Source organism: Rhizobium sp. BK512 (genome assembly GCF_014194915.1).
In the GTDB taxonomy this organism is placed as follows: Bacteria; Pseudomonadota; Alphaproteobacteria; order Rhizobiales; family Rhizobiaceae; genus Rhizobium.
The window spans coordinates 924628-944180 of the sequence record NZ_JACIAS010000003.1 but is presented as its reverse complement, the minus strand read 5'-3'; the positions used below and the strand labels follow the sequence as shown (position 1 = coordinate 944180).

Below are 19553 nucleotides of genomic sequence, written 5' to 3'. Positions count from 1 at the left end.
GCCCCCGCTGAAACCACAGGGGATGATTGAAACATGGGTCAATTCTCAGTGATATTTTCCCGCAATCCCGGGTCAGCTCTCAGTGCAAATCAACAACCAGAATGCCATCCAGATCCAAGCGATGGCTGATCGCGCCGCAACCCAGGTCAAGATCCAGCGGGCGGTAGAGGGCTTCTCCATCATCGCTATCAGCTATTATCTGCTAAGCCTGTTTAAGGTCGTTTTGGAAACCGTCGATCACGCAGGCTATCACGTCAGTCCGTTGGTGATGCTTGTGTCGATCCCGCTCGTTATCGGAGCTGTTGCCGTCGCCATCCTGCGCGTCAAACATGCGCTCTCGACAGAATGAGCCCCCGCTAAAAAGAAAGCGTCTTGTTAGAGTGGTTGTTCACCATTCGCCGAGAAGTCAAAGCCGACTGGCGCACCGTCGGATGATTTATTGAGCAATTTCAGATAATAGCGGAAGCATCGATAATGGAATTGCCTCGGAGTAACATCGTGAAGTCTCGATTGTCGTCCAAGCTTATACTTTCAGCATTTGCGCTGCTCGCCAGCTCAACGCTGGCCCCTGCCGACGGCTGGCAAACCGACACGCAAGGCACGTCCAATTGGCATGTGTCGCCACCGGTCGGGCAGTGCAATGTCAGTCGGGCCAGGAACAGAGCAATACGCGCGGGTATTTACCGAAGCGAGATCGTCTATCGCGATGAGAACGTGTTGACCTTCAGGGGGCTGACGCTTGGCGGATACCGCAGGGAGATCACCTTCGGAAACGAGCCAAGCTGCCCGGAACTGGAGTCGAGGGACATTCCATAGGCCACCGGTAAGGCCAGACAGTTAGATCCGGGCGCATCGAGAACGGGAAGAGCGTGGTGGCGCATTAAATTTTATGCATCGCCGCAGGATACTTTCGCATTTCGATTAATAATTAGGCATGAGTATGCACTTTTGCCGCTTTAAAGTAAGCGGCATATCTACCAGTCCTTACAAATCAAACACATAGATAATCTGGCATAGCGCTTGCTTCGATATGAGCAGAGTTGGTGGCTAGGGTTCCGGCGCTTTCGAAGGGCGTGACTGGTCCGAGAGCCACCACCGGCGGGGGAGAAATTCCGCCGGGTGCACGGCGGGACAAAAGCCCGGGAGACCTCGTAAGCCAAGGGATTGGCGGCACGATGGTCATTGCCGATCCCTTTTGAAGAAAAGCAAAAGGGGAATTTCAATGCAGACTTTTTCGAAGATCCTTTCCATCACCGCGCTTTCCGCTTCGCTGGCAATGGGCTTCAGCTCCTTCGCCAAGGCCGAACAGAAGACCGAATTCAAGGTCGCTTGGTCCATCTATGTCGGTTGGATGCCCTGGGGCTATGCGGCTGACCACGGCATCGTCAAGAAATGGGCCGACAAATACGGCATCAAGATCGATGTCACCCAGTTCAACGACTATGTGGAGTCGATGAACCAGTACACGGCAGGCGCCTTCGATGCCGTGACGCTGACCAACATGGATGGCTTGTCGATCCCAGCTGCCGGCGGCGTCGACACGACGGCTGTGATCGTGGGCGACTTCTCGAACGGCAATGACGCCGTCATCCTGAAGGACAAGGCGGGCCTTGCCGATATCAAGGGCCAGAACGTTAATCTCGTCGGATTCTCCGTCTCGCACTATCTGCTCGCCCGCGCGCTCGAAAGCATCAAACTGACCGAGCGGGACGTAAAAGTAGTCAACACCTCCGACGCCGATATGGTCGCTGCCTATAAGACCGCCGATGTCTCCGCCGTCGTCACCTGGAACCCGCTGGTCTCTACCATCCTGGAAGATCCCACGGCCAAGAAAGTTTTCGACAGTTCGCAGGTGCCGGGCGAAATCATCGACCTGATGGTCGCCAATAGCGGCGTGCTCAAGGACAATCCGAACTTCGGCAAGGCGCTGGCCGGCATCTGGTACGAGACAGCCGTTCTTCTGCGTGCCGATACTGCCGAGGGCAAGGCAGCCCGTGAAGCAATGGGGTCCGCTTCGGGCACCGATCTCGCCGGTTTTGAAGCCCAGCTTGCCGCCACCAAGCTCTTCGACAAGCCCGCCGATGCCGTTGCCTTCACCGCTTCGCCGAACCTGCCGAAGACGATGGATCTGGTCCGTAACTTCCTCTTCGAGAAGGGCCTGCTCGGCAATGGTGCACCGTCTGCCGATGTCATCGGTATCGAAATGCCTGATGGCAAGGTGCTGGGCGATACCGGCAATGTGAAGCTGCGTTTCACCGAGACCTACATGAAGGCAGCCGCCGACGGTTCGCTCTGATCGCAACGGAGGCGCGGCCTAATCGCGTCTCCCCTTTTTCACCAGCGGAGCATTTCCCATGCGTTGGATCAACACGAGGCCGAGCCGGGGCGCACAGTTTGCCTTGATGCTGCTGCCCTTCGTGCTGCTCGCCCTTGCCTATGCCTTCGGCTCGGCTGCGCGACTGGCGGAGAACGCCAATGACAAGCTTCTGCCGAGCCTTGCGGGATTTGCCGATGCGATTAACCGTCTAGCCTTCGTCGCTGACCCGCGCACCGGCGAGTATCTGCTTTGGTCGGATACCGGTGCGAGCCTGATCCGCCTGCTATCCGGCCTCGGCATTTCCACGGCGATCGCGCTTGTCGTGGGCATGCTGATCGGCATGCTGCCCTATCTGAGGGCGTTGCTTGCCTCTTTCATCGCCGTGATCTCCATGGTGCCGCCGCTGGCGCTGCTACCGATCCTCTTCATCGTCATGGGGCTCGGAGAAACCTCGAAGATCGCCCTCATCGTCATCGGTGTCGCGCCGACGATGGTCCGCGATCTCGCGCTAAAGGCGCTGGAACTGCCGCGCGAACAGATCGTCAAGGCCGAAACGCTCGGCGGCTCCTCCTGGCAGATCGGCCTACGGGTCGTGCTGCCGCAGATCCTGCCGCGGCTGATCACCTGCCTCAGACTGCAACTCGGCCCGGCCTGGCTGTTCCTCATCGCGGCCGAAGCGATCTCGTCAGATTCCGGTCTCGGCTACCGCATCTTCCTCGTCCGCCGCTATCTCTCGATGGATATCATCTTCCCCTACGTCGTCTGGATCACACTACTTGCCGTGGTCATGAATGCACTGCTCGATCGCCTGCGCATCGCCGTCTTCCCCTGGTCGGAACTGGAGAAGCAGGCATGAGCGAATTGAAGATCGAAAAGGTCTGGAAGGAATATGGCGACCAGATCGTGCTTGAGGACGTGTCGCTGACCGTCGCCTCCCGCGCCTTTGTCGCCCTCGTCGGCCCGTCGGGCTGCGGCAAGACCACCTTTCTGCGCATGCTGCTCGGTCAGGAGCAGCCGACGAAAGGCAAGATCCTGCTCGACGGTGAACTCCTGCCGCCTGAACCGGGACCGGATCGCGGCGTCGTTTTCCAGCGCTATTCCGTCTTTCCGCATCTGACAGTGCTCGGCAATGTGCTGCTCGGCAAGGAATTGTCAGCCGCGCGCTACAAGGCCAAGCTCTTCGGCGCAGTTCGCCGCAACGCCATCGAGGAAGCGCGCCAGCTGATTTCAGAGGTCGGGCTCGCCGGTTCGGAAAGCAAATATCCAGCACAGCTTTCCGGCGGCATGCAGCAGCGCCTGGCGCTTGCCCAGGCGCTCATCATGAAGCCGAAGGTGCTGCTGCTCGACGAGCCTTTCGGCGCGCTCGACCCCGGCATCCGCGCAGAGATCCACACGTTGATGAAGCGGCTCTGGCACGAAACGCAGATGACCGTCGTCATGGTCACGCATGACATGCGCGAGGCCTTCACGCTCGCAAGCCGCGTCGTCGCCTTCGAGCGCCGCCGTGACCGGCCCGAAGAGAAAGAGCGCTACGGCGCCACTATCACCAAGGACATTTCCATCTGGCCGCCGCGCCTTGCCGGCCAGTCATCGATTTTCAGCCCCGACCGGGACGGCCCGGTCGCTTCCCTGGGGCATGGCCGGGACGACCTGGCACCATCAAGAGAGATGCTATGATGCATGTGAGACGTTCGCCCGAAGAGATCGCCGCCAATCGCGCGCGCTACGAAGAGCATCAAAAGAAGGGTCTGGAATTCGCGCCCAAGGCCTTGCCCGGCCCAAGCGCGCTGCCGGCACCGGCGATCGAAGCCGCCGCGGTCATCCATCAGCAAACCATTCCCGGCGGCTGGTACTGGTCCACCAAACTTCAGCGCGGCGAGGCGATCCGGGTCGATCAGGCCGAGGGCAATTCAACGGTGGCCCTCGTCGCCTGGAATGCCACCGATACGAGCGAACGGATCAACCTCGTCGATACGGCCAAGGTCCAGTGGACGACGGCGCTCGGCAAGGGACGTGTGATCTTTTCCGACATGGGCCGCGTCATGTTCTCGATGATTGAGGATAGTTCCGGTGCCCATGACTGCCTGATGGGAGGCTCGACGGGGGCCTCGAACGCAGCGAAATATCCCGGCGAAAAGACCCGCAACACCCGAGACAACCTTATCCTCGTTGCCGTCAAGCTCGGCCTCGACCGTCGCGACATTCCTGCTATCCTCAACCTCTTCGCGCCCGTGCGCCTTGCCGAGGCCGGCGGTTTCGGCTGGCAGGGCAAGCGTTCCAACAGCGGCGACTACGTCGAACTGCGTGCCGAGATGGACATGCTGGTCGGCTTTTCCAATTGCCCGCATCCGCTTGACCCGGACCCCATCTACCAACCGAAGCCCGTTGTCATCACCCGCTACAAGGCACCCGTGCCGGCTGCGGACGATCTTTGCAGCACGGCGACCGCCGAAGCCGTGCGCGGCTTCGAAAACAACACCTTGCTGCAGGCCTGAGGAGGAAACGATGTCCGATTTCATCCAGACCTCCCCTGCCCGCAGCCTGCAGAACGCCGCTCAGGATCATTTCATTGCGGCCGAAGCCCCCTGGTCCGCCATCGTGCGCAAGGGCCAGACGATCCGCATCGAGGACAGTTTTGGCCAGCAGGCGATCGATACGCTCTTCTATCGTGCCGATGATTTCTCCGAGCGCTATTCCAATCAGGATACGATGCGCATGCAGGGTGCCGCCTACATCGGCATTGGCACGAAAATCATGTCGAACGAAGGCAATGTCATGCTGACCATGACGGCCGACAGCTGCGGCCGTCATGACACCTCGGCCGGTGCCTGCTCCTGCGAGAGCAACACGGTACGCTTCGGCCATGGCACCAAATATCTGCATGCCTGCCGCGACAATTTCGTACTCGAAGTCAGCAAGCACGGCATGGGCAAGCGCGATATCGTGCCGAACATCAATTTCTTCATGAACGTGCCGATCAAGCCGAATGGCGAGATGACGATCGTCGACGGCATTTCCGCGCCGGGCGACTATGTCGAACTCGTCGCCGAGATGGACGTGCTCTGCGTCATCTCCAACTGCCCGCAGATCAACAATCCCTGCAACGGCTTCGACCCGACGCCGATCCGGGTGCTGATCTGGGATGGCGAGTATTGAGCATGTTCAAGAAAGTCCTGATCGCCAACCGCGGCGAAATCGCCATCCGGGTCATCAAGACACTGCGACGAATGGGTATTGCGTCCGTCGCCGTCTATTCCGATGCCGACCGTTTCGCCAAGCCCGCCCTGATGGCCGATGAGGCTGTCCGCCTCGGGCCGGCGCCGGCGAGCGAAAGCTATCTCAATATCGATGCCGTGATTGCCGCCTGCAAGGCCACAGGAGCAGAGGCGGTTCATCCCGGCTACGGCTTCCTGTCGGAAAACATCGGTTTTGCCGAGCGCCTTGCCGCCGAAGGCATCGCCTTCATTGGCCCCCGTCCCGAACACCTCTCGGCCTTCGGCCTGAAGCATACGGCGCGCGAACTCGCCAAGGCGAGCGGCGTGCCGCTGCTGCCCGGCACCGGCTTGCTTTCAAACGCGGATGAAGCGCTCGCTGCAGCCGAAGCGATCGGCTATCCCGTCATGCTGAAAAGCACGGCTGGCGGCGGTGGCATCGGCATGCAGCTTTGTGCCGATGCCGAAAGCCTGAAGGCGTCGTTCGAAAGCGTGCAGCGCACTGCGCGGGCGAGCTTTGGCGATGCGCGCGTCTATATCGAGCGTTTCGTGGCCGAAGCCCGCCATGTCGAAGTTCAGATCTTCGGCGACGGAAAAGGCAAGGTCATCGCGCTCGGTGAACGAGATTGCTCGCTGCAGCGGCGGAACCAGAAGGTGGTCGAGGAGACCCCTGCCCCCGGTCTCTCGGCCGTCACGCGTGCGCGCCTGCACAAGGCAGCCGTCGATCTCGGTTCGGCGGTCTCCTACGAGTCCGCCGGTACCGTCGAATTCATCTACGATCCCATTCGCGAGGACTTCTACTTCCTCGAGGTCAACACTCGTCTGCAAGTGGAACATCCTGTCACCGAAGCCGTGTTCGGCCTCGATCTCGTCGAATGGATGATCCGCCAGGCCGCGGGCGAAGCTGTGCTCTCGGGCGCGGAGGCTCTGCAGCAGAAGGGAGTGGCGATCGAAGTGCGCGTCTATGCCGAGATGCCGCATGCCGATTTCCGCCCGAGCGCTGGCCTGCTGACCGAAGTCGCCTTTCCCGAAGATGTGCGTATCGACGGCTGGATCGAGACCGGCACGGAAGTAACACCCTTCTACGACCCGATGCTCGCCAAGGTGATCGTCTCGGCCGAAGATCGACCGGCGGCGATCGAAAAGCTCAAGTCGGCCCTTGCCGAAACATCGATATCAGGCATCGAGACCAATCTCGATTATTTGCGCGCCATTGCCGGCTCCGAGTTGCTTGCCGGCGGCAAGGTGGCAACGACGGCGCTGCGCGACTTTTCCTTCGTGCCTGATGTGATTGAGGTCATCGCACCCGGTGCCCAATCGAGCGTCCAGGAATTGCCCGGCCGACTTGGGCTCTGGCACGTCGGCGTGCCGCCGAGCGGGCCGATGGACGAGCGCTCGTTCCGGCATGCCAACCGTCTCGTCGGCAACGGCGATACGGTCGCAGCATTGGAACTAACGGTCTCAGGTCCGGTCCTGAAATTCCATACCGACACCGTGATCGCTCTTGCCGGCGCCGGGATGCCAATGAGCGTCGACGGCGAGAAACTGCCGCATGACGAGGCGCTTACCATCCGCGCCGGCCAGACCCTCGTAATCGGCAGCATCGATGGACCTGGGCAGCGCGCTTACCTTGCCGTAGCAGGCGGTTTCGCCGCCCTGGTCGTGCTTGGCTCGCGGGCCACGTTCGGGCTCGGTCAGTTCGGCGGCAACGCCACCGGCACGCTGAAGACCGGCCATGTTTTGCATCTTGCCCGCCAGGCGGCCGCCAAAGCGCCGACACCGGCAACCGAAGCGGCAAAACTGACGCGCGAATGGGATGTCGGCGTCGTCTACGGTCCGCATGGTGCGCCCGATTTCTTCGAGGACGACGATATCGAGACGCTGTTTTCGACAAACTACGAGGTGCATTTCAACAGCGCCCGCACCGGGGTGCGCCTGATCGGTCCTGCACCGAAATGGGCGCGCAGCGATGGTGGCGAAGCCGGCCTTCATCCGTCCAACCTGCATGACAACGCCTATGCGATTGGCGCGATCGACTTTACCGGCGACATGCCGATCATCCTCGGGCCGGACGGGCCGAGCCTCGGCGGTTTCGTTTGCCCGGCGGTGATCGCTCGCGACGAACAGTGGAAGATGGGCCAGTTCAAGCCAGGTGATCGCATCCGCTTCCATCCCGTTGCACGGCCGGACGATCCGATTGCCGGACCGGTCGTGCATCGAGCGAAGGAAGAGACGGGCTCGCCCGTTATTGGCAAGCGTGAAAAGGGACCAGTCTCTGTCGTCTATCGCCGCCAGGGTGATGACAACCTGCTGGTCGAATATGGGCCGATGTCGCTCGATATCGCACTGCGGCTTAGGGTGCATCTTTTGATGCAAGCCGTGGCGCAAGCGCGTCTGCCCGGCATTATCGATCTCACGCCCGGCATCCGCTCACTGCAGATCCATTATGACGGTACATCGCTGACCCGCAAACGCCTGCTCGGCCTGCTGGCCGAGATCGAAGCGAGCCTGCCGGCGGCGCACGACGTCAAGGTACCGAGCCGCATCGTGCATCTGCCGCTCTCCTGGAATGATCCGGATGCGGAACTTGCCATGCGCAAATATCAGGAACTCGTGCGGCCGAATGCGCCCTGGTGCCCGTCCAATATCGAGTTCATCCGCCGCATCAATGGGCTGGCGGACGAACAGGCCGTGCGCGATGTCGTTTTCGATGCAAGCTATCTCGTGCTCGGCCTCGGTGACGTCTATCTCGGCGCGCCGGTCGCCACTCCGGTCGATCCCCGCCATCGGCTGGTGACGACGAAATACAATCCCGCCCGCACCTGGACGCCCGAAAATGCCGTTGGTATCGGCGGGGCCTATATGTGCATCTACGGCATGGAGGGCCCCGGCGGTTACCAACTGTTCGGCCGCACCATCCAGGTCTGGAATACCTGGCGTCAGACGCCGGTCTTTACCAAGGACAAGCCGTGGCTGCTCGATTTCTTCGATCAGATCCGCTTCTTCCCGGTCAGCCATCAGGAGTTGGCGGAAGCCCGCGGCGCCTTCCCGCATGGTGGTTATCCCGTCCGCATCGAGGAGACGGAATTCTCCTACGCCGCCTATGAGCGGGAATTGCAGGCGAATGCATCTTCGATCGGAGCCTTCAAGACGCGCCGACAGGCCGCCTTCGATGCCGAGCGCCAGCGCTGGAAGGAAGCCGGACTCGACAGCTTTGTCACCGACGAAGGTACCGGCGAAAGCCCGGATGGGGACATCCCGGATGGGTGCTTCGGGGTTGCCAGCGCCGTGCCCGGCAATATCTGGAAACTGCTGGTCGAGCCGGGCGCACCGGTCGCAGCCGGAGATACGCTTGCCATCATCGAATCCATGAAAATGGAAATCAACGTCACCGCACATGCGCCAGGCCGCGTCCGCGACCTGCGTGCAGGCCCCGGACGAAACGTCAAAGCGGGTGATATCATTGTTGTTCTAGAGGAGTGCTGATCCATGCTGCCGACCATTCTTGATCTGACAAGCCTTCGCGCAGCCTATGAGGCCGGCCACAGCCCGCTCGAGATCATCGAGACGATCATTGCCCGGCGGGCCGCCTCGCAGGATCCGGCAATCTTCATCACACCGACGCCTGATGAGACATTGCGGGCAGAAGCTCGATCCCTGATGGATCGTGCGACGCAGCCAAACAGCCTGCCGCTTTGGGGCATTCCTTTTGCCGTCAAAGACAATATCGACGTGGCGGGGCTGCCAACGACAGCCGCCTGCCCGGCCTTCACCTATCATCCCGAGAAGGATGCAACTGTCGTTGCTAGATTGCGGGCAGCCGGCGCGATCGTGATCGGAAAGACCAATCTCGACCAGTTTGCGACCGGTCTCAACGGCACGCGCTCACCCTATGGCGCGCCGCGTTCGGTCTTTGACGCCGACTATATTTCGGGCGGCTCGAGCTCCGGTTCGGCGGTGACGGTGGCCTCCGGGCTCGCCGCTTTCGCACTTGGTACCGACACGGCCGGTTCCGGCCGCGTGCCGGCCGCCTTCAACAATCTCGTCGGCATCAAGCCGACGCCGGGCCTGCTGCCAAATACGGGCGCGGTGCCTGCCTGCAAGAGCGTCGATTGCATCACGATCTTCGCGCCGACCGTTGGTGACGGGGTCGCGATCCGCAAGATCGCCGAGGGCTTTGATGCTGCCGATGCCTTTTCGCGGCGTGCCAAGCCCGCCACCCTGCCGGGCACGGGCCTGCGCGTCGGCGTTCTCGCAGGTGCGGAACGCGAGTTCTTCGGCGATACCGATGTTGAGGCGCTTTACGATCAGGCGATCGAGCGTCTGAAGGCACTCGGCGCTACTATCGTTCCGTTCGACTATGTTCCGTTCCGCGAGGCGGCTGCGCTTCTGTATGACGGCCCCTGGGTTGCCGAGCGTCTGGCAGCTGTCGAGGACTTTCTGGCCAGCAATGCCGCCGACTTCGATCCGACGGTTCGCAAGATCATCGAAGGTGCGAAAGGCAAGACAGCCGTTGAGGCTTTCAACGGCCGTTACAAGCTCGAAGAGCTCAGGCGCAAGACGGAAGCCGAATGGGCAAAAGCGGATATCCTGTTGCTGCCGACGGTCCCGACGACCTACAAGGTTGCCGACATGCAGGCCGATCCGATCGTTCTCAACGGCCGGCTGGGTCGCTACACGAATTTCGTCAACCTGCTCGATTGCGCGGCCATCGCCGTCCCTGCTGGCTTCGGCAGCAATGGTCTGCCCGGTGGCGTGACGCTGATTGCGCCGGCTTTCACCGATGATGCGCTGGCCCCGCTTGCCGACGCACTACATCGTGCTGCTGCTGCCGGCATGGGGATTGATCGCGGTGCGGCCGTCCCCGAGCCGAGCCGTGTCGCCTTGCCGGCAGACAATACCATCGCCATCGCGGTGGTCGGTGCGCATTTGACGGGCATGCCGCTCAATCACGAGCTGACAACATTGGGCGGCACGTTGGTAAAGGCCTGCCGCACCACAGGCGACTATCGCCTTTTCGTGCTGCCGAATACCGTGCCCCAAAAGCCCGGCCTCATTCGCGAACCGGGCTATGACGGGCGTGGTCTGGAGATTGAGGTCTGGACGTTGCCGCCTGATGGATTCGGCCGTTTTGTCGCCAAGATCCCAGCACCCCTCGGCATCGGCAAGGTCACGCTGGAGGACGGATCGAGCGTATCCTGCTTCCTCTGCGAATCCCATGCGGTGAAGAATGCGGAAGAGATCACTGCACTAGGCGGCTGGCGCGGCTATATGCGCCGCACATCTGCCGCCTGACCAGGTGGACACCGCAATGAGATTCATACTTCGATTGCTGATGAACGGACTGGTTGCGCGCACGAACGCAATACGGGGACGACCGATACAAACCGTCAGCCGCAACCATGATGGACCGCGCTCCGGCGGCCGACATCGTTAGTCCGGGTCCCAAACAAACACCGGGCGGGAGAGTAGATGGTGCCTACTCTCCATTCTCTGCAATGCGATGGCCGGCGGCGCACGCGAGCCGATCGGCCTGACGATGGCCTTCGTGGAAAAGTCCCTCTGTTTGCGTCATCCGGCCCAACCGGGCTGATCAGTCCGGCCAGGCGTAAATCGCTGCTGGGCGAGCGACGCCCTTGAGCGGAAACGTGCCCGCTTTCTCGAAGCGACCCGGCGCCTGAACGACGAAATCGGCGGATGCCAGCAGGCTATAGCCGATCTCGTCGGCCAGCTTCTCCATGCGTGCCGCCTCGTTGACCGCTCTGCCAATGGCAGTGAAGTCAAGCCGACGGACCGCGCCGACATTCCCGTAGAACACTTCGCCGACGTGAAGGACGATATCGACGAGAAGCTCCGGCTCTCCCGCGTCTGCTCGCCTGCGATTGACATCAGCATTGGCGCCCATGGCCGCTCGCGCCGCCGACAGAGCGCGGCCGCATGCCTCGGCCGGGTTGTCGATATCGGCAGGGAATATGGCAAGCAGACTGTCGCCCATGAACTTCAGTATCTCACCGCCCTCCTGCTCGACCGGAGCGCCGATCGCCTGGAAGTGCTCATTGAGCCAGGCAACGATGCGTTCGGGTTGATGCTTTTCATTGAGCGAAGTGAAGTTCTTGAGATCGGCAAGAAGGATTGCGGCATAGATCGCGGTTCCGTCGCCGCGCCTGATATGACCGTTGAGGATACGCCCGCTGGTCCGTGCGCCCGTATAGACAGCAAGAACATCGCTCGCAATCCGTGTGGTCGCGATGCGGCAGCACGCGAGTGACAACGCCGGCACCAATCTATCCAGATCTGCAATCAACCTGTCCGAAAAGCCGTCGGGGTCATCAACGGCGATCGAGAAGCTGACGCCCGCCAATGCCGTATCGCCAGGGAATGAAACGAGCTTCATCAGATAATCGGTGGCTCCGAGTTCAGCCAACTCTGTCAGCAACGGAATCGGCGGAGCATCCGATCCCGGCGGCAATCGCCATCGGGCATATTGCAGATTGTTTTCCAAGAGGTAGAAGATGGGAGAGCGCCGGAACAATTCCTGCCCCGCTTCATCATGCCCTTGAACTTCCGTCGAGAAGCCGGAAGACCGATACCAGGCGACCGAAAATCCCCGCTGCAGAGGATCGATCGACGGCATCGCTATAGACGCACGCAGGATCGGATATCCGAGATCCGTCAGTCGTTCTACGACGCCCTGCAAAATGGTCTCGATGGAGTCCGCCGATAGTCCTTCGGCAATGATCCAGTCGATCAGGTCTTGCAAACGCGGCATAGTCACGGTCCCTCTGGCCTCCAGATTTGATGGAGGTCTGTCGTTCTACCGCAATTTCGTCCGCGGTCCATCGCGGCAGCAGATAAGCTCCGTTGCAAAAATCTTCAACGCTCGCATTAGTCGATGGAACAAAATCGGCGCTGCTGCGTATCCTCTCACTGGGACGCACAAAAACCTGTTATCGCTCTAACAAGAAGCACAACCCCACTTCGAGGAAGGAAAGGAATGTGTCTATGACCGCACGGATTGCTGAAGTTGTGCCGCATGACGATCACGTGGTTACGGCCAAAGAGGCCCTTGAGGGACTGTATCTGAGGCTTGAAATGGAGGCGGAGGTTCGGCTCGTTGCCGCGGCATTGCGCGCTGGCTGGACGGCGGACGAAGCGCTTGACGCGATCGACCAGCTTCGAGCCGACGATACGAAGCACTGAGCGCTCCCGGCGCCGACAATTTGCAGACCGTGGCAGCGATGAAAGCTGGCAGCCGCGGCCTAGAGGCGTTATCAGACGGCGACAAGATGTCCCGGCGATACCTCGCGATAGTCGAGCGGTTTGATACTGTAATCGATTGGGCGGATCGGGCTCTTGATCTCGTCATTGGCGACGGCCCGCTTCTCGCGGCGGCGATCAGGGTCGGGAACGGGTACCGCCGCCATCAGCTTTTTTGTGTAGGCATGCTGCGGGTTGCCGAAAACGGCCGCCCGTGGACCGATTTCGACGATTTCACCGAGATACATGACGGCGACGCGATGACTGACACGTTCGACGACGGCCATGTCATGAGAAATAAACAGGAATGCAAGGTTGAGGCTCTGCTGCAGGTCCAGCATCAGATTGATGACCTGCGCTTTGATCGAGACATCCAGTGCCGAAACACTTTCATCCGCCACGATGACCTTCGGCTCTAGTGCGAGTGCACGCGCAATACAGATGCGCTGGCGCTGTCCGCCAGAAAATTCATGCGGGAAGCGTGAGCCCATGTCGGGCGTCAGGCCGACTTTGACGAGAAGGTCTGCGACGCGCTCCCTTGCCTGTTTTGCGGTCCCCATCCTGTGTTCCAGATAAGGCTCGGCAATGGCGTCGCCGACGCGAATGCGCGGATTGAGGCTGGCGAAGGGGTCCTGGAAGATCATCTGCACGGTTTTGCGCATCTCCCGCATGCCCGCCTTATCGAGCGCCAAGACGTCCTTGCCGTCGGCGATGACGGAACCGCTCTGAGCATCGATCAAACGCATGATCGCACGCCCGGTCGTGGATTTACCGCAGCCGGACTCGCCGACAAGCGACAGTGTCTCGCCGGCATGAAGATCGAAGGAGACGTTCTCGACCGCATGGACGCGACCAGTCAACTTGCCGAACATGCCGGAATGAATGTCGAAGCGTTTGGTGAGGTTCTTCACCTCGAGCACCGGGCGGGCAGCCGCGGCGACCGTATCGGCGGTCTCGACCGGAATGTCTGATTCTCCCGTTGCCGTATTGACGACGGGAAAGCGAAGCGGCCGCTCGTAACCCTGCATGGAACCGAGCACCGGCACGGCCGACAGAAGAGCTCTGGTATAGGGGTGTTTGCCGCGATGGAAGATATCGGCGGTCGCTCCCGTCTCCACCTGTTCGCCGCGATACATGACGACGGTTCGGTCGGCGATCTCGGCCACGACACCCATGTCATGCGTGATAAAGAGAACCGAGGTCCCCTCTTCCTCCTGCAGCATCTTGATCAGATCGAGAATCTGGCCTTGGATCGTCACGTCGAGCGCCGTCGTCGGCTCGTCGGCGATCAAAAGCTTCGGCCGTGAGGCAAGCGCCATGGCGATCATCACGCGCTGGCGCATGCCGCCGGAGAAGCGATGGGGATATTCGTCGAAGCGCGAGGCTGCCGAAGGAATACGCACCTTTTCGAGCAGGCGAACGGTCTCCGCACGCGCTTCGGCCTTCGACATCGACCGGTGGCAGAGCAAGGCCTCGGAAATCTGGTCGCCGATCGTGAAGAGCGGATTGAGGCTCGTCATCGGCTCCTGGAAGATCATCGCAACGTCATTGCCGCGGACCTTGCGCATCTGGTCCTCTGGCAGGGCGAGAAGATCACGCCCGCCAAGCATGATCTTGCCTTCAATGCGGCTCGAATCCGCCTGCAGAAGGCGCATGATCGACAGCGAGGTCACGCTCTTGCCGGAGCCGCTCTCGCCGACAATGGCAACCGTTTCGCCCGGAGCGACATCGAAGGAGGCATTGCGAACGACGGGCTTCCAGGCGCCATCGACCAGAAACGATGTCGTCAGATTCTGGACGGAGAGAACGGGCTCTGCCGTTACGATGGATTGTGCCTGAATGCCTGTCATGATCGCTTCCTTAGAATTCGCGCCTTTGGTCTCGTATCAATCCGGCCACTTCAGAACGCCTTCAAAGCGGCGCTTGCTGCGGTTTTCGATGGGCGTTGCGATGATCTCGTTGGAGGCACGCGCCTTGTCGAGTTCCTCGGCCAGACGGCTGGCAACCATCTTCTCCTGACCCGGATGCAGATTGCACGGATCAAGATAGAAGTAGCGGTGCTCGACTTCGTGGTCGCGCACGATGATCGGCGGAGAACCACGGCCGAGCGCATCGGCGAGGTCCCAGGCGGTGATATGGGCCTCATCGGTATCGATGATAACGCGCATGCGATCGAGCGGGTTGCTGGTCGGATCCGGCTCGATCAATGCAGTTACGCCGGGGCGGCCATCGAGTGTCTGCTTCCAGAGGTTGAGATAGCTCGTTTCACGCTCACGGATGCCGGCATGGTCACGCTTTTCCCAGGCCTCAAGTGCTGCCATGACGCCGAAGATGCTTTCCTTGCCGACCTTCATGCCACGGCCGATGCCCATATTCTGCAGGAAGGCGTTGCGCACCAGTTCCTTCTTGCCGGCAACGATGCCCGAGGTCGGACCGCCCAGGAACTTGTGACCGGAATAGAGCGCCACATCGGCGCCCTGTTCCAGGAATATGCGCAGGTCATATTCCGAGGCTGCGTCGACGATGACGGGAATGCCCTTTGCGTGGGCGATCTCGACGAATTCCTTGAGGTTCAGCAGACCATAATCCACGACATGGTGCGAAACCACATAGACGGCTGCCGCGGTCTTTTCTGTAATCGCATGCTCCATGTGGAAGCGGTGCGTAGAGGTTGCCTGACCAACCAGCACGACCTTGCCGCCGGCAAGGCGGATCGCCTGATCGACCGGCGCGCCATAGCTGACGACGTGGCCCATCTGGACGATAACTTCGTTCTTCTCCGGAACGACATCCGGCAGCTTCTCGATGGCGAGAAGATTATTGCCGGTAATCGCGCCCGCGACAGCAAGCGATATGCCGGCCGAGCAGGAGGCGGTGACGAAACCCGCTTCGCCGCCGGTCAGCCGCGCAATAACCGCACTTGCCTTGCGCTGAAGATCGTTGATCTCGACGAACTGCGGCAGGATCGACGACATGGCGGCAATCGCCTCGGGAACGACGATCGAAGCGCCGAGGCTGGTCATCGTGCCGGAAACGTTGATGACCGGCCGAAGGCCGATCGATGTGCGGATGTCCTCAGACATGGATGTCTCCAATTTCAAACTGTTGGGCCGGAGCAATCATGCTCGGCCTCGTTAATCCCTGAGCGCGACGATAGCCTCGATTTCGACGGTGATATTTCCCGGCAGCGATCCGAACCCGACCGCCGAGCGCGCATGCTGCCCGATCTCCTCACCGAAGACATCGATCAAAAGATCCGAGCAACCGTTGATAACGGCGGGATGGTCGACAAAGTGCGGCACGGAATTGACCATGCCGAGCAGCTTGACGACACGCTTGACGCGGCCGAGATCGCCCAGCGCCTCATGCATGACGGAAAGCAGATTGATGCCAGTGAGCCTTGCATGCGTGTAGGCGGCTTCGATGCCGACCTCGGCGCCGACCTTGCCAGCATGCATGAAGCCGTCGGCCTCACGCGGCCCCTGCCCTGACAGGTAAAGCATGTTGCCCTCCTGCACGTGGGTGACGAAATTGGCGATCGGCGGCGGTGAAGCCGGAAGTTTTATGCCGAGCGCGGCAAGCCGCTCGTAAGGCGACGTGCCGATGGTGCCGGCGGTGGCGGAAGACTGGTTCACGCGAACTCCTGTCATGCGATTATCTTTTATGCTTCGGTCTTACCGGTAGGAATAACCGTGGCTATGGCGCACCAGCTTGCGGGCGCGCGGCACATAACGGCTGGAGGTATAGGCCTCGTTACCGATGACTGCATGCCGCGGCTCGAAGAGCTTCTTCAGGACCGACACGTCGCCATTGGAATCGGTGGCTTCGAGATCGGAATCGACGAGATCGAAAACGGTGAACTCGGCCTGAGTGCCAACCGAAAGGCGGTTGTCCATCGACAGCTTGATGACCGATGCCGGTGCATGGGTCACCGCATTGATCACCTTGTCAAAGGGCATGCCGACCGAGAGCAGCTTCGACATCGTCGTTGCCAGATCCCACACCGGGAAGTTCATCGAATGACCGTGCAGGTCGGTCGAGATCGAATACGGCAGGAGACCGCGGGCAATCGCTGCCTCCGCCACCTTGAAGGAGAAGGAAGCGCCGCCATGGCCAATGTCGAGGCGGATGCCTTCGGATGCGCAGCGTTCGGCAAGATTGAAGAGATCCTCGTCCTCCATGATGCTGGAGCCGGCCTTGCCGTTGAAGCAGTGGGTGACGACATCGCCGGGCCCAAGAATTTCCAGCACTTCGTCATAGAGCGCCGGCGGCTCGCCGACATGCACCATCATAGGCACCTTGAGGATCTTCGCGATCTTCTTGCCGAGCTTGACGGGCGTGACACCCCAGGAGCCGGTGATCACATGGCTGGCGCGCACCTTGATGCCGACGATGTGCTCACTGTTTTCGGCATAACATTCGAGGATGCGATCAAGGTCGATATCTCTGATGTCGCGCAGTTCCGCGACACGGTTACATGCGACCAGTCCGATGGAGCCGAGATTGAGGAAAGCCTTGATGCGTTCCTTCGACGGCTCGATGATATATTCACGGAAACCGTGGAAGTTGGCCTCACCGGCGGAACCGGCATCGACCAATGTCGTCACGCCCCGTTCGACGCCGCATTCGGACGGACGGATCGAGATATCGGTACCACCGTGCCAGATGTGGACATGCAGGTCGACCCAGCCGGGCGAGACGAAGGCACCATTGCCGTCAACACGTGTTACGTCATCGGCCACGGCCAGGGACGGGCCGAGCCTGGCGATCTTGCCATCCGCATCGACCAGAATGTCTATCGCTCCTTCAGGAGTACCAGCACCAAAGCCAACGGGCTTTACGTTGGTGAGAAGGAGCGGCTTGCCCGCTGTTCCACCGGTCATTTAGAGGTCCTTTCGAAGTTTGGGATCGAGCATGTCGCGCAGACCGTCACCGACCATCTGGAGCGAAAGCACGGAGAGAATGATGGCGACGCCGGGAAACAGCGTCATCCAGTCGGCCTGCCCGATATATTGCCGGCCGGCGGCAATCATCGTGCCCCAGGTCGGAATTTCCGGGCTGACCCCGAGGCCAAGGAAAGACAGGCCAGCTTCGGCGAGCATGGCGCTCGCAAAGAGGAAAGTCGACTGCACCATGATCGGCGAGAGCAGGTTCCTCAGCACATGGCGCGTCATGATATGGAAGGTCGAAATACCGAGCGCCTGCGCCGCCTCGACATAGGGCAATTCGCGGATGACGAGGGTCGAGGCGCGGACGATGCGGGCAAGGCGCGGCGCATAGACAATCGACAGCGCGATGATGACGGTCGTCAGCGACGGGCCGAGAGCCGCGACAAGCGCAATCGCCAGCAGGATATCCGGGAAGGCCATCATCGCATCGATCAGGCGGGCGATCGGCGTGTCGAGGTTTTTGAAAAATCCGGCAAGCAGCCCGAGCGTCACCCCGATCGCCGCCGAAAGTGCAACGACCGCGACGCCCACGAGCAGCGACAGGCGACCGGCAAAAATGGTGCGCGACAGGACGTCTCGGCCGAATTCGTCAGTCCCGAAGAAGTATGTGCCGCTCGGCGGCTTCAACCGGTTGACGATCGAAAGCTTGGATGGCGAATAGGGCGTCACCCATGGCGCCAGGATCGCCAGCAACACGAAAACCGTGAGGATGAGCAGGCCGAAGGCAACCGTCTTGCGCTTCAGAAGGCGGCGGATGAATTTACGGCCTTCGCTTTCGGCCGGTTTGATCGCGATATCCGTCATCAGTAGCGCACCCTCGGATCGACGAGCAGATAGAGCATGTCGATCGCAAAATTGATCAGGACGTAGAGGGCCGCAATCACCAGAAGCGCACCTTGAATGACCGGATAGTCACGGCGCAGGACGGCTGACACGACGAGATTGCCGACACCCGGGAGACCGAAGACGGTCTCGGTCACCACCGCGCCTGAGATCAGCACCGCAGCGGTGAGACCGAGAACTGTGAGGATCGGGATCAACGCATTCTTCAGGGCATGCTTGAGGATGACCCGGCGTTCGATCAGGCCCTTGGCACGGGCGGTTCGGATGTAATCGTCGCCCAGCACATCGAGCATCGAAGCGCGCGTGAAGCGCAGGATGAGCGCCGAGGAGACGATGCCGAGCGCAAAGGCGGGTAGTGTCAGGTGATACATGCGATCGAGGAATGTCGAGCCAGGCCCGCCATATCCGGAGACGGGAAACAGACCGAAACGCACGGCAAAAATCTGCATGAGGATGAGACCGAGCCAGAAGCTCGGAATGCTGGCGGCAAACATCGCAAGCGTCGTTGCCGCCTGATCGATGAAGGAGCCACGGCGATAGGCGGCATAGATGCCGATCGGAAGCGCGATGATGCCGGCGATAACAAGCGAGAAGATCGTCAAGAAGAAGGTCGGTTCAGCGCGATCGAGCAGCGCTGACGTCACCGGCATATTGAGGAAGATCGACTGCCCAAGATCGCCCTTCAGCAACTGGCCGATATAATAGAGATATTGCACGCCGATCGACCGATCCAGACCAAGGTTGGCCCTGAGATCTGCGATATCCTGCGAGGTCGCATCGGGGCCGAGCATGACGGCGGCTGGATCACCGGGCGTGACGCGCACGATGACGAAGACGATCGTGACGACGAGGAACATCACGACGATCATGCCAAGCAGGCGCTGAAAAATGTAACGTATCATGAGGTCTGCCTCGGTGCCGGGCGGGCCGATGGAAAAAGGATACCGGCGCGAGTGCACCGATATCCCGCGATGG

At 60.7% G+C, this 19553-nt stretch carries 15 protein-coding genes, 1 pseudogene and 1 riboswitch; of the genes and pseudogenes, 9 read left to right on the top strand and 7 right to left on the bottom strand.

The window, feature by feature from the left end; translation table 11 throughout:
• Positions 1–88: 88 nt before the first annotated feature.
• From FHX06_RS15245 to atzF, 8 genes and pseudogenes are all read left to right on the top strand, one after another.
• Positions 89–349: pseudogene (locus tag FHX06_RS15245) on the top strand (DUF3422 family protein); the annotation flags it as partial.
• Between the two features lie 687 nt (positions 350–1036).
• Positions 1037–1148: riboswitch (guanidine-I (ykkC/yxkD leader) on the top strand.
• 74 nt (positions 1149–1222) lie between these two features.
• Positions 1223–2296 (top strand): putative urea ABC transporter substrate-binding protein, encoded by a 1074-nt coding sequence (locus FHX06_RS15240; protein ID WP_183879906.1) that lies wholly within the window; start codon positions 1223–1225, stop codon positions 2294–2296.
• A 58-nt stretch (positions 2297–2354) separates the two neighbouring features.
• Positions 2355–3173 (top strand): ABC transporter permease, encoded by an 819-nt coding sequence (locus FHX06_RS15235; RefSeq protein WP_183879904.1) that lies wholly within the window; start codon positions 2355–2357, stop codon positions 3171–3173.
• Positions 3170–3994, top strand: coding sequence for an ABC transporter ATP-binding protein (locus FHX06_RS15230; RefSeq protein ID WP_183879902.1), 825 nt, complete (start codon positions 3170–3172; stop codon positions 3992–3994). The genes FHX06_RS15235 and FHX06_RS15230 overlap by 4 nt, the downstream gene beginning before the upstream one ends.
• The gene (locus FHX06_RS15225; protein ID WP_183879900.1) at positions 3991–4812 is read left to right on the top strand and encodes an urea amidolyase associated protein UAAP1; all 822 of its coding nucleotides are present in this window, start codon (positions 3991–3993) and stop codon (positions 4810–4812) included. Before FHX06_RS15230 ends, FHX06_RS15225 begins: the two co-directional genes overlap by 4 nt.
• Positions 4813–4822: 10 nt before the next feature.
• Positions 4823–5473, top strand: coding sequence for an urea amidolyase associated protein UAAP2 (locus FHX06_RS15220; protein ID WP_183879898.1), 651 nt, complete (start codon positions 4823–4825; stop codon positions 5471–5473).
• Between the two features lie 2 nt (positions 5474–5475).
• Positions 5476–9015: an urea carboxylase gene (uca, locus tag FHX06_RS15215; RefSeq protein WP_183879896.1), complete on the top strand. Its 3540-nt coding sequence runs from the start codon at positions 5476–5478 to the stop codon at positions 9013–9015.
• Positions 9016–9018: 3 nt separating this feature from the next.
• A complete protein-coding gene (gene atzF, locus FHX06_RS15210) occupies positions 9019–10824 on the top strand; it encodes an allophanate hydrolase (RefSeq protein ID WP_183879895.1) in 1806 nt (601 codons plus the stop codon).
• Positions 10825–11122: 298 nt separating this feature from the next.
• Here the strand turns inward: atzF and FHX06_RS15205 are convergent, their stop codons facing one another.
• Positions 11123–12298: an adenylate/guanylate cyclase domain-containing protein gene (locus FHX06_RS15205; protein WP_183850330.1), complete on the bottom strand. Its 1176-nt coding sequence runs from the start codon at positions 12296–12298 to the stop codon at positions 11123–11125.
• Positions 12299–12531: 233 nt separating this feature from the next.
• Here FHX06_RS15205 and FHX06_RS15200 point away from each other — a divergent pair, with 233 nt between their 5' ends.
• On the top strand, positions 12532–12729 hold the full coding sequence (locus FHX06_RS15200) for a hypothetical protein (RefSeq protein ID WP_112545346.1): 198 nt from the start codon (positions 12532–12534) through the stop codon (positions 12727–12729).
• 71 nt (positions 12730–12800) lie between these two features.
• Here the strand turns inward: FHX06_RS15200 and FHX06_RS15195 are convergent, their stop codons facing one another.
• Genes FHX06_RS15195 through FHX06_RS15170 form a run of 6 tightly spaced genes read right to left on the bottom strand, consistent with a single transcriptional unit; the run spans position 12801 to position 19480 of the window.
• Positions 12801–14636 (bottom strand): ABC transporter ATP-binding protein, encoded by a 1836-nt coding sequence (locus FHX06_RS15195; RefSeq protein ID WP_113138754.1) that lies wholly within the window; start codon positions 14634–14636, stop codon positions 12801–12803.
• Between the two features lie 36 nt (positions 14637–14672).
• Positions 14673–15869 carry an aminotransferase class V-fold PLP-dependent enzyme gene (locus FHX06_RS15190; RefSeq protein WP_183879893.1) on the bottom strand — a complete coding sequence of 399 codons (1197 nt, stop codon included), beginning with the start codon at positions 15867–15869 and terminating at the stop codon, positions 14673–14675.
• 51 nt (positions 15870–15920) lie between these two features.
• Complete coding sequence (locus tag FHX06_RS15185) at positions 15921–16436, bottom strand: RidA family protein (protein ID WP_183879891.1); 516 nt, start codon at positions 16434–16436, stop codon at positions 15921–15923.
• 24 nt (positions 16437–16460) lie between these two features.
• Positions 16461–17669, bottom strand: a complete 1209-nt coding sequence (locus tag FHX06_RS15180; protein WP_113210328.1) for an amidohydrolase/deacetylase family metallohydrolase — start codon at positions 17667–17669, stop codon at positions 16461–16463.
• Positions 17670–18539: an ABC transporter permease gene (locus FHX06_RS15175; RefSeq protein WP_112970325.1), complete on the bottom strand. Its 870-nt coding sequence runs from the start codon at positions 18537–18539 to the stop codon at positions 17670–17672. It lies immediately after the preceding gene.
• Positions 18539–19480: an ABC transporter permease gene (locus FHX06_RS15170; RefSeq protein WP_162710119.1), complete on the bottom strand. Its 942-nt coding sequence runs from the start codon at positions 19478–19480 to the stop codon at positions 18539–18541. Before FHX06_RS15170 ends, FHX06_RS15175 begins: the two co-directional genes overlap by 1 nt.
• Positions 19481–19553: the final 73 nt, after the last annotated feature.

Excerpts from the sequence above, each read along its gene's own strand:
- FHX06_RS15180 (WP_113210328.1), bottom strand. The coding sequence starts at position 17,669 with ATGACCGGTGGAACAGCGGGCAAGCCGCTCCTTCTCACCAACGTAAAG.
- FHX06_RS15195 (WP_113138754.1), bottom strand. The coding sequence starts at position 14,636 with ATGACAGGCATTCAGGCACAATCCATCGTAACGGCAGAGCCCGTTCTC.
- uca (WP_183879896.1), top strand. The coding sequence starts at position 5,476 with ATGTTCAAGAAAGTCCTGATCGCCAACCGCGGCGAAATCGCCATCCGG.
- FHX06_RS15225 (WP_183879900.1), top strand. The coding sequence starts at position 3,991 with ATGATGCATGTGAGACGTTCGCCCGAAGAGATCGCCGCCAATCGCGCG.
- FHX06_RS15230 (WP_183879902.1), top strand. The coding sequence starts at position 3,170 with ATGAGCGAATTGAAGATCGAAAAGGTCTGGAAGGAATATGGCGACCAG.
- FHX06_RS15190 (WP_183879893.1), bottom strand. The coding sequence starts at position 15,869 with ATGTCTGAGGACATCCGCACATCGATCGGCCTTCGGCCGGTCATCAAC.
- atzF (WP_183879895.1), top strand. The coding sequence starts at position 9,019 with ATGCTGCCGACCATTCTTGATCTGACAAGCCTTCGCGCAGCCTATGAG.
- FHX06_RS15170 (WP_162710119.1), bottom strand. The coding sequence starts at position 19,480 with ATGATACGTTACATTTTTCAGCGCCTGCTTGGCATGATCGTCGTGATG.
- FHX06_RS15240 (WP_183879906.1), top strand. The coding sequence starts at position 1,223 with ATGCAGACTTTTTCGAAGATCCTTTCCATCACCGCGCTTTCCGCTTCG.
- FHX06_RS15205 (WP_183850330.1), bottom strand. The coding sequence starts at position 12,298 with ATGCCGCGTTTGCAAGACCTGATCGACTGGATCATTGCCGAAGGACTA.
- FHX06_RS15235 (WP_183879904.1), top strand. The coding sequence starts at position 2,355 with ATGCGTTGGATCAACACGAGGCCGAGCCGGGGCGCACAGTTTGCCTTG.
- FHX06_RS15185 (WP_183879891.1), bottom strand. The coding sequence starts at position 16,436 with ATGACAGGAGTTCGCGTGAACCAGTCTTCCGCCACCGCCGGCACCATC.
- FHX06_RS15175 (WP_112970325.1), bottom strand. The coding sequence starts at position 18,539 with ATGACGGATATCGCGATCAAACCGGCCGAAAGCGAAGGCCGTAAATTC.
- FHX06_RS15220 (WP_183879898.1), top strand. The coding sequence starts at position 4,823 with ATGTCCGATTTCATCCAGACCTCCCCTGCCCGCAGCCTGCAGAACGCC.
- FHX06_RS15200 (WP_112545346.1), top strand. The coding sequence starts at position 12,532 with ATGACCGCACGGATTGCTGAAGTTGTGCCGCATGACGATCACGTGGTT.